We start from the raw sequence: 13,742 nt of genomic DNA on the forward strand, positions 1-13,742 counted from the left end.
TCGCAACGGTAAGTACTTACTTTGACAGACGGTCATGCAGCGCGAAACCGCTGATCAACCAGCATGTCCCCACCGAGCCCCGCCCTGGGCGACTCCCCCGTCCAGCGAATTCAGGTCGACATGAATCCCACATCAAAACCGGCCGCGTCACCGGATCGGCCGCCGCGGCGCCAGCGAACCACCAGCCGCTGACCACTCGGACACCGCGCATTTTGTACCGCCAGGCCGGCGCGAGCCTCCACCCGGTCTCCTGCATCCCTACATTCCTGCAGGTCACCGATCCAACCTTGCCGAATGGCCGTAACGATCGGATCATGTGGGGCGGGTGCGCGGTGCGTTCGCGTTGCGACGGGAACTTCGACCCATGCGAAATGACATCGATTTGAGGTAGGGCCGAAATAGCCTCGACGGCGTAGCGTAAGGGACACCATGGGGGAAGAGGGTTTCAGGCCAGGTCCCGGCCTCCGGGACGTGCTCCGCGCCTTGCGGGCGGAGGCCGGTCTGACGCAGCAGGAACTGGCATCCCTGGCAGGCCTCAGCCTCGCCGCCGTCAGAGATCTGGAGCAGGGCCGTCGCACCCGCCCGCGCCGCCGCTCGCTGGCCGCGCTGGCCGGCGCCCTGGGTCTGGACTCCGACCGGACGTCGGACCTGGCGGAGGCGGCTTCCAGCCGGGTCGCCACGGTCGAGGCACGGGCTCCCGGCGCCGACTGGAATTCGCCTGAGCGGCGGGACAGGCGGGGACTGTGGCTGGCGGCGCTCGGGCCGCTGGAGGTCTGGCGTGACGGCGCCCCGCTGCGTCTGGGACCGCCGGCACGGCGGGCGGTGCTCGGCATGCTGGCGGCGAACGCGGACACCCCGGTGCACCGGGACGTGATCATCGACACGGTCTGGGGATACGAGCGGCCGCCCACCGCGGTGAACCTGGTGCAGGTCCACGTCAGCAGGCTTCGCCGGCTCCTTGTTCCCGGTGCCGGGAAGGACACGACCGGAGCTCCGTCGATCATCTTCGCCAACGGCTCCTACCGGCTCAGCCTGGAACCGGGGCAGATAGACGTGCAGGTTTTCAAGGACCTTGTGCGGCAAGCCGATATGGCGCGGAACCTGGGAATGCTCAGGACGGCGTATTCAATTTATGAGCGGGCGGCGGAACTGTGCCGAGGGAATCCGTTCGCCGATCTCGTCATGCTCCACGAAGAGCCCGCGGTCGCGCAACTCAGACGGTGGCTGGTCGATGTCCATCTGCAATACGCCGAGGTCGCGTGCGGTCTCGGTCTGCATAATCAGGTGCTTCCCAGGCTGCACGCCCTTGCCGCGGCCGATCCGTTGAACGAACGCGTTCACGCCCATCTGCTCATCGCATTGGCCGGCTCGGGGCAGCAGGCTACCGCACTTTCCGTCTATGCCGCGCTGCGTTCCCGTTTGGCCCGGGAACTGGGGATATCTCCGAGCGAAGTGCTCGAACAGGCGCACATGCGGGTGCTGCGCCAGCAGGTCCCGGTGGTGCACCTCGGCGAGGACGAGGCCGCCGCGCCGCCCCAAGCCCCGGTCGCTCCCGCGCAGATACCCGCCTATCCCAGCTATTTCACCGGGCGGCGCGCCGAACTGGACGCTCTGACCGACCTGCTGGACCGGCCGGACCACGGCGAGGACGGCAGGCCGCTCGTCACCCTGACCGGCCGGGCCGGTGTCGGCAAGACCGCGCTCGCCGTCCACTGGGCGCACCGCTTCGCGGGGCGCTTTCCGGCCGGGCAGCTGTTCGCCGACCTTCAGGGCGACACCTCCGAGCCGAGGACCGGCGAGATCCTGCACCGCTTCCTGCGGGCTCTCGGCGTGCCGGCCTCGATGATCCCACCGGACACCGGGGATCGGATCGTCCTCTACCGGCGGCTTCTGGCAGGCCGCGACATGCTGATCCTGCTGGACAACGCCGGGACGGCGGAGCAGGTCCGCCCGCTGCTACCGGACGGACCCGGCAGCATGGTGCTGGTGACCAGCAGGAAGAGCCTCGACGAGCTGGCGGTGTCGGAGGGGGCGCGCCGGATCCGGCTCGATGTCCTGCCGCGGGCGGAAGCGCACCAGCTGCTGGCCGAGATCGTGGGCGGCGAACGGATGCGGGCCGATCGGTCCGCGGCCCACGACCTGATCACGCTGTGCGGGTGCCTGCCGTCCGCCCTGTGCGGCGCCGCGGCGCGGATCGCAGGGAAGCCCGAGTTGACGATCCCCGCGCTGGTGGCCGCGATGCGCGCGGAGTCGGGCCGGTCGGGGAACACGCCGACCGGCAACCGGCTCTCCTTCGATCCCGTCGGAGTTCTCGATACGGAACCGCCCCGGATCCTGCGGGGAATCTGAGAAAGGCTCCGATTTCCGCGAGTCAAAACGGGACGCCGTTTCCTGAACGGCGCGCACCTCGCGCTGTATCGGTACTTACGGGCGCCATGCGCTGCCCGCGCACGCCCTTGCCCGCCCGCGATTCATACGGGAATCGAGTTGCCGGAGAATTGGCGCCGCCGGCCGAAGCCATGCTGGCGGCGAACACACCGGGGAGTTACACTCGGCGCGTCATTGGCGGGCTGCGGACGGAGGCGGAAATGACGGTGGCGGCGGAACGGTCCGGGCAAGAGGTGTTCAGCTTCCAGGCGGAGGCCGTGCAGATCCTGGATCTGATGACCCATTCGCTGTACAGCAACAAGGAGATCTTCCTGCGCGAACTGATCTCGAACGCCTCGGACGCGATCGACCGGCTCCGCCTGGAACTGCTGGCGGCGGGCGAATCACCCGATGCCCAGGGGCCGGCGCGGATCCGGGTCGGCCATGACAAGGACGCGGGCACGATCACGATCGCGGACAACGGCATCGGGATGAGCCGGGACGAGGTGATCGAGAACATCGGGACGATCGCCAGGTCCGGCTCCCAGGAGTTCCTGCGGTCGCTGACCGGCGACCAGCGCAAGGACGCCGCGCTGATCGGCCGGTTCGGGGTGGGCTTCTACTCGGCGTTCATCGTGGCGGAGAAGGTGGTGCTGACCACGCGGCGGTCCGGGCTGGAAGCCGGCGAGGCGGTGCGGTGGACGTCGGACGGGAAGGGCGAGTACTCGCTGGAGACGATCGAGCGCGCCGACCGGGGCACCACGATCGTGCTGCACCTCAAGGACGGCGAGGAGGACCTGCTGAACAGCTGGCGGCTCCGGTCGATCATAGAGAAGTACTCCGACCACATCAGCGTGCCGATCCTCATGCCCGGCGAGCCCGGTGAAAAGGAGGACGGAGACGAGGCCGGCCCCCGGCCGGATGTGACGATCAACAAGGCATCGGCGCTATGGGCCCGGCCCAAGGACGAATTGGCCGACCATGACTACACCGAGTTCTATCGGCACATCTCCGGCGACGCCTCCGACCCGCTCGCCTGGGTACACGCCAAGATCGAGGGAATCTACGAGTACACGCTGCTGCTTTTCATCCCGGGCACGGCGCCGTACGACCTGTGGGTGCAGAATTCCCGGAACGGGGTCCGGCTGCATGTGCAGCGGGTGTTCATCATGGAGGACACCGGGCAGATCCTGCCCAAGTACCTGCGCTTCGTCCGGGGCGTGATCGACTCCGCCGACCTCCCGCTGAACGTGTCCCGGGAGATCCTGCAGGGCAGCCGGGCGGTCGACAACATCCGGATCAACGCCGTGAAGAAGGTCCTGCGGCGGCTGGCGGACATGGCCGACCGCGAGCCCGAGAAGTACGCGGTGTTCTGGAAGGAGTTCGGCGGCACGCTCAAGGAGGGCGTCGCCGACGACTACTCCAACCGGGACGACATCGCGAAGCTGCTGCGGTTCACCTCGACCAGGTCCGCGGCCGACGGCGCGGACGTCTCGCTGGCCGACTACGTGGCGCGGATGAAGGACGGGCAGGAGCACATCTACTACCTGCTCGCGCCGTCGCCGGCCGCTGCCAAGGCGAGCCCCCATCTCGAGGCGTTCCGGTCCAAGGGGGTGGAAGTGCTGCTGCTCGGCGAGGGCGTCGACAACTGGGTGGTCTCCAGCCTGCACGACTTCGACGGCAGGAGGTTCCAGTCCGTGGCGCAGGGCGCCGGGGACCTGGGCGCGCTGGCGGACGAGGAGGAGAAGCAGGAGAAGGAGCAGGCGGACGCGGAGTACGCGGCGCTGCTGGGCAGGTTCAAGGCCTACCTGTCCGGGCTGGCGTTCGACGTGCGGCTGTCCACCAGGCTCACCACCTCGCCCGCGTGCATCGTGAGCAACGAGCCGGAGATCGACGTCAACCTGATGCACCGGCTCCGCGGTGCCGGGCTGCCCCGCCAGGCGGTGCTGGAGCTCAACCCGAAGCATCCGCTGATCCAGAGGCTCAACGAGAGGCTGGACGACGACCGGATGGCCGACTGGGCACACGTCCTGTTCAACCAGGGGGTGCTCACCTTCGGTGCCCGGATCGAGGATCCCGCCGCGTTCGTCGGCCGGCTGACCGATCTGCTCACCGCGCTCACCGACGGCTCCGGTGGAGCGGACGGCTGATGGGCGCCGTGTAAGGAACGCCGCGGGCACGAACGGCCACCGCCCGCATGGCCGCGGATGCGGGCCATGCGGGCGGTGGCCGTCCGCACCGTGGTGCGGGCCTTCGTGCCGGCGGCTACGGCGCCGGCTTGCTTTCCGGGACGACCCAGAACATCCCGTCGCCGGACGGTACGAGCCCGCCCTCGAAGACCGGCGGTTCGCCCTCGACGTCCTCGCCGAGGATGGCGTGCGACTGGACCTGCCCGCCCTCGCGCATCGCCTGGCGGACGACCGACGACCGGAAGAGCGGGAGCATGCTCTGGCCCTTGTTGGCGATGATCTCGTCCACGGCGCCCGCGAACTCGCGTGACTCGCCCTTGAACCGCTTCGCGAGGACGTCGGCGTTGGAGAGCGCGGCCTCACCGGAGGACACGCCCCCCACCAGGTCGACGAACGACTCCAGTTCGGACGACGTCGTCTTGGTTATCTTCTTGGCGGCCCAGAAGTACGAGTCCTCGCTCTCGTGCAGGTCGTAGAACGACATCAGGAACTCGTAGAAGACGCTGAACTCCCGCCGGTACCGCAGCTCGAACTCCCGGAACGCGGTCGCCTCGTCCAGGGTCCCGGCCAGCACGCTGTTGATCGATCGCGCGGCCAGCAGGGCGCTGTAGGTGGCCAGGTGCACTCCCGAGGAGAACACCGGGTCGATGAAGCAGGCGGCGTCGCCCACGAGCACCATGCCGGGGCGCCAGACCTTCGTGTTGTGGTACGAGTAGTCCTTGCGGATCCGGATCTCGCCGTACCGGCCCTCGGTGACCCGCGTGGCGTCGCTCAGGTACTCGCTGATCAGCGGGCACTGGGCGATCAGGGCGGACAGCGACTCCTCCGGGTCCCCCTGGACCTGGTCCGCCAGCTCCCGGCGCACCACGGCGCCGACGCTGGTCAGCGAGTCGCTCAGCGGGATGTACCAGAACCAGCCCCCGTCGAACGCGACGCTCAGGATGTTCCCCGAGCTCGGCGCCGGCAGGCGCTTGCCGCCCTCGAAGTACCCGAAGATCGCGAGATTGCGGAAGAACTCCGAGTACTCCCGGGTGCCGACGTCCCGGTACAGCCGGCTCTTGTTCCCCGACGCGTCCACCACGTACTTGGCCCGGACGCTTCTCTCCGCGCCGTCCGGATCCGTGTACGTGACCCCGGACACCCGGTCGCCGGTCGTGAGCACCCCGGTGACGGCGCAGTTCTCCCGCACGACGGCGCCCAGCTCGCGCGCGTGGTCGAGCAGGATCTTGTCGAACGTGCTTCGCTCCACCTGGTAGGCGTGCGAGGTCTCACCGGTCATCTTCGGCGAGACCCCGAAGGCGAACGTCCACGGCTCGGGGTTGGACCCCCACTTGAACGTTCCGCCCAGCTTGTGGGTGAAGCCGGCCTTGGCGAGCTTCTCGTTGACCCCCGTCAGCCGGCACACGCCGTGGATCGTCGACGGAAGCAGGGACTCCCCTATCTGGTAACGGGGGAAGGTCTCCTTTTCCAGAACCAGTACGCGGGTACCTTGCATCGCAATCAGCGACGCCAATGTCGAACCGCCGGGCCCGCCGCCGACGACCACGACATCGACCTCTTCGGCGTTTGCAGGGATCATGTCTCACCTTTCGGCTACGGATTGCCGAACTCGGCCATCCCGGGGCCAGATGATAACATCGCGACTTGTTACCTAAAAATGGCGCCGACCGCGCCGTTCAACTGCTGCGGCGCGCTGGTTGAACGGCGCGGCACCATCCGGGCGGTCTTACTATTGCGGCGGGAAATAAACCGCATTTCCACGCGGGGCCGAGCAGAAAGCAGGGAGGTCAGGTGCGGACAGTCAGCTTCGACTTCGATTCGCCGGAGGCCCGGTTCAAGGTCCTGATCAACCACGAGGAGCAGTACTCGCTGTGGCCGGCGGACCTCGATGTCCCGGGCGGCTGGGACGAGACGGGCGTGTGCGCCTCGAAAGAGGAGTGCGACAGCTACATCGAGGAGAATTGGACCGACATGCGGCCCAAGAGCCTCCGTTTCGCCATGGACGGCGAGCAAGCGAACGCCGAGTGACCGGAGGTGCCGTAGGAGATGAAGAAGTATTGCAAGCTTTATCAGCTGGGTGAGCTGCGCCAGTTCCCCGGCTGGGCGGAAGCGGCGGCCCCGGAGGAGCGGGACATGCCCGACGACGCGTCGGTGTTCCTCTGCGACGAGCTGACGGTGCTGCTCAGCCCGGTCGGCAAGGACAAGGACAAGCGGCTCTTCACGCTGGTCACCCCGGAATGGGAGGACTTCTGCACGGACACGCTGAAGTTCGCCATTCCCGAGGACTTGGCGTTCGCCTATGCCGAGCCGGAGCCGTCCGCGCCGGCCCTGGAGGCGGGAACGCAGGCGGAGTCCGCGTAACCGGTCTCGCCGGCCGGCCCGGACCGCGCGGCGGCCCGGGCCGGCCTCGTGCGCGGCCCGACCGGCTTCGTGCGCGGCCCGACCGGCTTCGTGCGCGGCCCGGGCCGGCTTCGTGCGGGGCCCGTCGATCGGGCGGGCGCCACGGTATCGTTGCCTCAGGTGATCCGCTGCGACGGTACGTGAGGGTGGCGCCAGGGCATGGATGAGCCGCGTTCCGCCGTGCGGATCTTCATCGCCGACGACCAGGCCGTGGTGCGCGCGGGGTTCTCCGCGCTGATGGGCACCCAGCCGGACTTCGAGGTCATCGGCACGGCCGGCGACGGCGCCGAGACGGTGCGGCTCTGCCGGCAACTGCGGCCGGACGTCATCGTGATGGACATCCGGATGCCCGGCATGGACGGGATCGAGGCCACCCAGCAGCTCGCCTCCGCCGCCAACGCCCCGCGCATCCTCATCATCACGACGTTCGACCTCGACGAGTACGTGTACGAGGCACTGCGGGCCGGAGCCAGCGGCTTCCTGCTCAAGGACGTGACGGCCGAGCGGCTCTTCGACGCGGTGCGGGTGATCGCGGACGGCGAGGCGCTGCTCGCGCCGGCCATCACCCGCCGCCTGATCGACGAGTTCAGCCGGCTGCGCCCCCAGGCGCCCGCCGGTTCCGGGGCGTTCGCGGCGCTGACACCGCGCGAGACCGAGGTGCTGCGGCTGGTCGCCGAGGGCCTGTCCAACCCGGAGATCGCCGCCCAGCTGGTCGTCACCGAGGAGACGGTGAAGACGCACGTCAGCCGGATACTGAGCAAGCTCGGGCTGCGCGACCGCACCCAGGCGGTCATCGCCGCGTACGAGAACGGGCTGATCGTCCCGGGCTCGTCCGGAACGGCGTAGCCGCCGCGGCGGTGGCGATAATGGCCGCATGAGCACGGAGGGTTCCCGGCGCGTCCCGGCGGTCCGGGCCGCCGCGGCGAGGGCCGCCGCCTGGCCGCATGCCGTCCCGGCCGCCGGCCTGCTGCTCGGGCTGGCCGCCGTGACCGAGGCGGGCGTGCGCTTCGCGCTCACCCATCCGGACTACCACGCGCGGTTGTTCGTCCTCGTCGCGGCGGTCGGGCTCGCGCTCGGCACCACGCTGCCGGTCGCGTTCCTCCCGCCCGCCGCGGCCGCCGCGGCCTGCTACGCCGCGGCCGTGCTGTCGCTCACCGCGTTCCGCACGCTGACCGGCGCCGGCGCATGCGCGACCCTGATCGCCCTGTACCGGCTGGGCAGGCGCCTGCCGCCGCGCCCCTGGACGCGGCTCGCCGCGTCGGCCGTGGCCGTTCCGTTCGCCGTGACCGCGATCGCCGCGGACGGGGCGGGGGTCACCGAGGTCCGGGTCCTGGCGGTGCTGCTCGCCTCGCTGGGACCGGCCGCCGCGTGGGCCGGCATCGCGGACCGGGCGCAGGGCGAGGCGCGGCGGTACGACGCCGCCCGGAAGGTCATCGCCGAGACCATGGTCGCGCACACGGCCAGGGGCGAGCGCGCGCGGATCGCCCGCGAGCTGCACGACGTCGTCGCGCACCACATCTCGATGGTCGTCGTGCGCGCCGAGACGGCCCGCCTCACCACCCCGGGCATGCCCCCCGCCGGGGCGGAGCGGCTGATGGAGATCAGCGAGACCGCCCGGACCGGACTCACCGAGATGCGGCGCCTGCTCGGGGTCCTGCGCGAGGACTCCGCCGACGCCCCCGAGCGCCATCCCCAGCCGGGCCTGCAGGACCTCAACACGCTCGTGGACGATGCCAGGAGCGCCTCCGGGGCGGGCACCCGCCTGATCGTCTCCGGGCCGCCCGCCGCGCTCGAACCCGGCACCGAGCTGGCCGCCTACCGCATCGTCCAGGAGGCGCTGACCAACGCGCGGCGGCACGCGCCCGGAGCGGCCGTCGATGTGGAGCTGCGCTACACCGGCGACATGCTGCGGCTCCGCGTCCGCGACGACGGCCCCGGGCTCGTCGGGGGCGGCCGGGCGGGCGGCCACGGGCTGCACGGCATGCGCGAGCGGGCCGCGTCCGTCGGCGGCGAGCTGCGCCTCGGCAGTGCCGGCAGCGGCGGCCTGCTGATCGAGGCCGATCTGCCCGTCAAGCCCGGCGCCGATCCGCCCGTCGAGCCCGGTGGGGTCCCCCTTGTGGGGGACGAGAACGCCGCGGCCGTCCCTCCCGCCAGCCACGGCGAAGGCCGCTCGCCCGCGTGACGATCTGAGCGCCCCGCGTCCGTAGCGTTGCCGTCATGGAAGCAACCATCGAGATCGCCGGGCTGCACAAGCGGTTCGGGTCGACCGTGGCGCTGGACGGGGTCACGTTCACGGTGCGGCCGGGCGAGGTCACCGGCTTCATCGGGCCGAACGGAGCCGGCAAGTCGACCACGATGCGGTCCGTCCTGGGCCTCGACACCCCCGACTCCGGCACCGCCCTGATCGGGGGCAAGCCCTACGCGAGCCTGGAGCGGCCGCTCACCAAGGTCGGGTCGCTGCTGGACGCGGGGGCGCTGCAGCCCAGCCGCTCGGCACGCAACCATCTGCTCTGGCTGGCCCACTCGCAGGGCCTGAACGCGAGCCAGGTCGACGCCGCGCTCGAGCGGACCGGGCTGGGCTCGGCCGCCAAGCGGAAGGCCGGCACGTTCTCGCTCGGCATGCGCCAGCGTCTCGGCATCGCGGCGGCGCTGCTCGGCGACCCGCCGATCCTGATCCTCGACGAGCCGTTCAACGGCATGGACCCCGAGGGCATCGTGTGGATGCGCGGGTTCCTCCGCTCGCTGGCCGCGCAGGGCCGGGCGGTGCTGGTCTCCAGCCACCTGATGAGCGAGCTGGAGGACACGGCGCACCATCTCGTGGTGATCGGCCGCGGCAAGGTCATCGCCGACACGAGCGTGGCCGCCCTGATCGCGTCCGCGTCCGCGGGCCGGGTGACGCTGCGGACCAGCGCGCGCGGCGAGGCGATGAACGTGCTCACCGACGCCGGGGGCACGGTGGCGGTCACCGACCGGGACGTCCTGACCGTGTCCGGGCTGCCCGCCGAGCGCATCGCGGCGCTGCTCAGCGGCAACGCGGTGCCCTTCTCCGAGATCTCCTCGCACCGGGCCTCGCTGGAGGAGGCCTACATGGAGCTGACCCGCGAGGCGGTCGACTACCGTGCCGAGCCGGCCACGGAGGCACGCCGATGACCGCCCCCGTGATCCCCCACCGCTCGGCCGCTCCGGCCGGGCACGCCGGCTTCGCGCAGCTGTTGCGGGCCGAGCTGACCAAGTACCGGACCGTCCGCGGCTGGGTCGTCACCATGGCGGTCGCGATCCTGGTGACCGTGCTGATCGGGATCATGACCGGGCTCAACAGCCAGAACGGCTGCGGCGAGGGCGTGTGCCACCCGACGGTCCCGACCGGGCCCGGCGGCCAGGGCGTGACGGACAGCTACTACTTCCTGCGCCAGCAGCTGAGCGGCGACGGCAGCATCACCGTCCGGGTGTCCTCGCTGACCGGCGTCCGGCAGTCGGGCCTGAGCGTCCAGGGGACGCCGCGGACGGTCCCGTCGCTGCAGACATGGTCCAAGGCCGGGCTGCTCGTCGCCGCGAGCACCAAGCCGGGCGCGCCGTACGCCGCGGTCATGGCCACCGGCGGCAAGGGCGTGCGGATGCAGTACGACTACACCCACGACATCGCCGGCAGGCCGGGCAAGGTCTCCGCGTCGTCGCCGGGGTGGCTGCGGCTGACGCGCTCCGGCAACACCCTGACCGGCTACGACTCCGCCGACGGCACCACCTGGTCCAAGATCGGCACGACCCGGCTCGCCGGGCTCGGGTCGACGGTGGAGGCCGGGCTGTTCGTCACCTCCCCCGAGTTCACGCCACCGGGGAACCAGCAGCTGCTGTCCGGATCCGGCTCGACCGACCCCACGGCGGCCACCGCCGAGTTCGACCGGGTGGGGCTGGCCGGCGGCTGGTCCGGCGGCAACTGGAGCGGGACGTTCGTCGGCGAGAAGACCCAGGCGTACCCGATCGCGCACCTGGGCGGGCACAGGCCGACCGCCGGCGGCGGCTACACCGTGACCGGCTCCGGGGACATCGCCCCGGCCGTCAGCGGGTCCGGCAACGTGGGCGTCCAGTCCATCAACAGCATCCTGCAGGGCGTGTTCGCCGGGATGATCGCGATGGTCGTGATCGGCGCGCTGTTCATCACGACCGAGTACCGGCGCGGTCTGATCAGGCTGACCGTCGCCGCGAGCCCCCGGCGCGGCCGGATCCTGGCCGCCAAGGCGATCGTGATCGGCGCCGTCGCGTTCGTCGCGGGGCTGGTCGCCGTGGGCATCACGGTGCCGATCGGCGAGAGCCTGCTGCACGGCAACGGCTATTCGGTCATCCCGATGACGGCCGGCACCGAGGCCCGCGTGCTGGTGGGGACGGCCGCGCTGCTGGCGGTCGCCACCGTCTTCGCCGTTGGCGTCGGCGCCGTCATCCGGCACAGCGCCGGAACGGTCACCGTGGTCATCGCGACGGTGATCCTGCCCTACGTCCTCGCGATGACGTCGGTCCTGCCGGTCGGCGCGGCCCGGTGGCTCCTGCGGGTCACCCCGGCCGCGGGCTTCGCCATCCAGCAGGCGATCCCGCAGTACGACCAGGTGCGTACCGCCTACACACCACAGTGGGGCTACTACCCGCTGGCGCCATGGGCCGGTTTCGCCGTCCTCTGCGCCTGGGCCGCGCTCGCGCTGGTCGTCGGGACCGTCCTGATGCGCAGGAGAGACGCGTGAAGAACGCGCTGCACGCCGAGTGGACGAAGCTGCGGACCGTCCCCAGCAATGCCTGGCTGCTGCTCGCCGCCGCCGCGCTCACCGTGGTGATAGGCGCGACGGCCGGGGCGGCCGTCAAGTGCCCTGCCGGGAACTGCACCGAGGACCCCGCCAAGATCAGCCTCACCGGGATCTACCTGAGCCAGGCGGTCGTCGCGGTCGTGGCGGTGATGGCGGTCAGCGGGGAGTACGGCACCGGAATGATCCGCCTCACGCTGGCGGCGATGCCGCACCGGCTCACCGTGCTGGCCGCCAAGGCCGCCATCGTCACGGGACCGGTCCTGGCCACCGGCGCGGTCGCCGTCCTGGGGTCGCTGCTCGCCGGGCGGCTGATCCTGCCCGGGAACGGCATCGGCCCCGCCCACGGCTACCCGTCCCTGTCCCTGAGCGACGGCCCGGTCCTGCGCGCGGCCTGCGGGTCGGTGCTCTACCTCGCGCTGATCGCGCTGCTCAGCATCGGTGTCGCCGCCGCCGTGCGCGAGGCCGCCGCGGCGATCGGCGTCGTCCTCGGGCTGCTCTACCTCTTCCCCATCCTCAGCGCGGCCCTCGGAAACACCTCGGCGTCGCGCCACATCCAGGAGATCGGGCCGATGACCGCCGGAATGAACATCGAGGCCACCGTCGGGCTGAGCGGTCTTCCGATGAGTCCCTGGGCGGGCCTCGGCGTGCTCACCGCCTGGGCCTGCGGGGCGCTCATCACCGGCGGGCTGGTGCTCCGCCTGCGGGACGCATGAAAGCGAGGAGGACGAGATGACACGGCCACCGCACCCGTCACGCCATGCCAGGTGGGCGGTTCCCGCCGCGGTCGTCGCGATGCTCGGCGGGACGCTGGCGCCGGCCGCCCTCTCCGCGGCCGCGCCACCGCCGCCGCGGCTGCCGGCGCGCACGGCGGGGCAGCTCCTCGCCGCGGTCGCCGACCGGGCGTCCGTGCCGCCGCTGTACGGGACGATCAGCGAGACGGCGTCGCTGGGCCTTCCATCGCCGCCACCGGCGGCCGGCGCGTCCCCGCTCCAGTCGCTGCTCGCCGGATCGAACACGATCCGCGTCTGGTACGCGGATCCGGCGCACTACCGGCTCGAACTGCCGCAGCGCATGAAGGAGTTCGACCTGATCAGGAACGGCGGCAGCCTGTGGCTGTGGGACAGCGCCGCCAACCAGGCCGTCCACGCGGCACTGCCGGCCGACGCGCAGGCGCCGCCCGCCACGCCCCTGCCGGTCACGCCGCAGCAGGCCGCCGAGCAGGCGCTCGCCAAGGCCGGCCCGACCACGACGGTGACCACCGCCGCGCCGGTGACGGTCGCGGGCCGGCCCGCCTACCAGCTCGTGCTGGCGCCGAAGAGCGGCGGCTCGCTGATCGGCACGGTGCGCATCGCCATCGACAGCGCCCGCAACGTGCCGCTGCGGGTGCAGGTGTACGGGAAGGACGCGACCGCCCCGGCCTTCAGCGTCGGCTACAGCTCGGTCTCGTTCGCCCGGCCGTCCACGCGCTTCGCCTTCCGCCCGCCCGCCGGGGCGACCGTCCTGCAGGGGCAGGACCGGCGCAGCGGGAAGGCCGGTTCCGGCAAGGGCACCGCCGACGCCGCCCAGGGCGTCCCCCTCCTGGGCGGGACGGGCCTGATCGGCAGCGGCTGGCTGGCCGTCGCCGACCTGCCCGAGTCGTCCGTGCCCGCGGCGGCCCGCGGCGCGTCCAAGGGCGGGCGCGCACCGTTCAGCGGTTCCGACAAGGCGTCGGTCAAGGCGCCCGCGAACGGGCCCGCGGCGTCGCCCGACCTGGACCCGGGAACGGCGCTGAGCTCGCTGGAGCGGTTCGCCGAGCCGGTGCGCGGAGCGTGGGGCAGCGGTCGTCTGCTGCGGACCGGCGTGCTCTCCGTGCTGTTCACCGGCAACGGGCACGTCCTGGCCGGCGCGGTCGCACCCGACGTCCTCTACCAGGCGGTCGGGCGGATCGGCAAGGCCGAGTCGCAGCCATGGCGGCACGTGGCGACCCCGGCCCCCGGCAAGTGACCGGAGCATCCGG

At 71.4% G+C, this 13,742-nt stretch carries 11 protein-coding genes; 10 read left to right on the forward strand and 1 reads right to left on the reverse strand.

All coding sequences use genetic code 11. From position 1 onward, the window contains the following. The first annotated feature begins 429 nt into the window (after nucleotides 1-429). Nucleotides 430-2,349: a BTAD domain-containing putative transcriptional regulator gene (locus ABT299_RS20725; protein WP_500251717.1), complete on the forward strand. Its 1,920-nt coding sequence runs from the start codon at nucleotides 430-432 to the stop codon at nucleotides 2,347-2,349. A gap of 239 nt (nucleotides 2,350-2,588) precedes the next feature. After that, the gene (htpG, locus tag ABT299_RS20730; RefSeq protein ID WP_500251718.1) at nucleotides 2,589-4,517 is read left to right on the forward strand and encodes a molecular chaperone HtpG; all 1,929 of its coding nucleotides are present in this window, start codon (nucleotides 2,589-2,591) and stop codon (nucleotides 4,515-4,517) included. A gap of 115 nt (nucleotides 4,518-4,632) precedes the next feature. Here the strand turns inward: htpG and ABT299_RS20735 are convergent, their stop codons facing one another. Beyond that, on the reverse strand, nucleotides 4,633-6,135 hold the full coding sequence (locus ABT299_RS20735; protein ID WP_190858252.1) for a tryptophan 7-halogenase: 1,503 nt from the start codon (nucleotides 6,133-6,135) through the stop codon (nucleotides 4,633-4,635). Nucleotides 6,136-6,347: 212 nt separating this feature from the next. Here ABT299_RS20735 and ABT299_RS20740 point away from each other — a divergent pair, with 212 nt between their 5' ends. From ABT299_RS20740 to ABT299_RS20775, 8 genes are all read left to right on the forward strand, one after another. Then, on the forward strand, nucleotides 6,348-6,584 hold the full coding sequence (locus ABT299_RS20740; protein WP_190858249.1) for an MbtH family NRPS accessory protein: 237 nt from the start codon (nucleotides 6,348-6,350) through the stop codon (nucleotides 6,582-6,584). A 105-nt stretch (nucleotides 6,585-6,689) separates the two neighbouring features. Then, nucleotides 6,690-6,917, forward strand: a complete 228-nt coding sequence (locus ABT299_RS20745; RefSeq protein WP_500251719.1) for a hypothetical protein — start codon at nucleotides 6,690-6,692, stop codon at nucleotides 6,915-6,917. 198 nt (nucleotides 6,918-7,115) lie between these two features. Next, the gene (locus tag ABT299_RS20750; protein WP_387029977.1) at nucleotides 7,116-7,802 is read left to right on the forward strand and encodes a response regulator; all 687 of its coding nucleotides are present in this window, start codon (nucleotides 7,116-7,118) and stop codon (nucleotides 7,800-7,802) included. Nucleotides 7,803-7,830: 28 nt separating this feature from the next. Beyond that, on the forward strand, nucleotides 7,831-9,138 hold the full coding sequence (locus ABT299_RS20755; protein WP_500251720.1) for a sensor histidine kinase: 1,308 nt from the start codon (nucleotides 7,831-7,833) through the stop codon (nucleotides 9,136-9,138). A 35-nt stretch (nucleotides 9,139-9,173) separates the two neighbouring features. Further along, nucleotides 9,174-10,106, forward strand: a complete 933-nt coding sequence (locus ABT299_RS20760) for an ABC transporter ATP-binding protein (protein WP_190858235.1) — start codon at nucleotides 9,174-9,176, stop codon at nucleotides 10,104-10,106. Further along, nucleotides 10,103-11,686 (forward strand): ABC transporter permease subunit, encoded by a 1,584-nt coding sequence (locus ABT299_RS20765; RefSeq protein WP_500251721.1) that lies wholly within the window; start codon nucleotides 10,103-10,105, stop codon nucleotides 11,684-11,686. The genes ABT299_RS20760 and ABT299_RS20765 overlap by 4 nt, the downstream gene beginning before the upstream one ends. Next, a complete protein-coding gene (locus tag ABT299_RS20770; RefSeq protein WP_433149180.1) occupies nucleotides 11,683-12,459 on the forward strand; it encodes an ABC transporter permease in 777 nt (258 codons plus the stop codon). Before ABT299_RS20765 ends, ABT299_RS20770 begins: the two co-directional genes overlap by 4 nt. Before the next feature lie 16 nt (nucleotides 12,460-12,475). Continuing rightward, nucleotides 12,476-13,729 (forward strand): LolA family protein, encoded by a 1,254-nt coding sequence (locus ABT299_RS20775; protein ID WP_500251722.1) that lies wholly within the window; start codon nucleotides 12,476-12,478, stop codon nucleotides 13,727-13,729. Nucleotides 13,730-13,742 lie beyond the last annotated feature (13 nt).

Origin of the sequence: Spirillospora sp. NPDC000708, assembly GCF_040299565.1 — a bacterium.
In the GTDB taxonomy this organism is placed as follows: domain Bacteria; phylum Actinomycetota; class Actinomycetes; order Streptosporangiales; family Streptosporangiaceae; genus Spirillospora.

Bases quoted from the DNA above. Each gene is read 5' to 3' on its own strand.
- ABT299_RS20725 (WP_500251717.1), top strand. From the start codon at position 430: ATGGGGGAAGAGGGTTTCAGGCCAGGTCCCGGCCTCCGGGACGTGCTC.
- htpG (WP_500251718.1), top strand. From the start codon at position 2,589: ATGACGGTGGCGGCGGAACGGTCCGGGCAAGAGGTGTTCAGCTTCCAG.
- ABT299_RS20735 (WP_190858252.1), bottom strand. From the start codon at position 6,135: ATGATCCCTGCAAACGCCGAAGAGGTCGATGTCGTGGTCGTCGGCGGC.
- ABT299_RS20745 (WP_500251719.1), top strand. From the start codon at position 6,690: ATGCCCGACGACGCGTCGGTGTTCCTCTGCGACGAGCTGACGGTGCTG.
- ABT299_RS20750 (WP_387029977.1), top strand. From the start codon at position 7,116: ATGGATGAGCCGCGTTCCGCCGTGCGGATCTTCATCGCCGACGACCAG.
- ABT299_RS20755 (WP_500251720.1), top strand. From the start codon at position 7,831: ATGAGCACGGAGGGTTCCCGGCGCGTCCCGGCGGTCCGGGCCGCCGCG.
- ABT299_RS20760 (WP_190858235.1), top strand. From the start codon at position 9,174: ATGGAAGCAACCATCGAGATCGCCGGGCTGCACAAGCGGTTCGGGTCG.
- ABT299_RS20765 (WP_500251721.1), top strand. From the start codon at position 10,103: ATGACCGCCCCCGTGATCCCCCACCGCTCGGCCGCTCCGGCCGGGCAC.
- ABT299_RS20775 (WP_500251722.1), top strand. From the start codon at position 12,476: ATGACACGGCCACCGCACCCGTCACGCCATGCCAGGTGGGCGGTTCCC.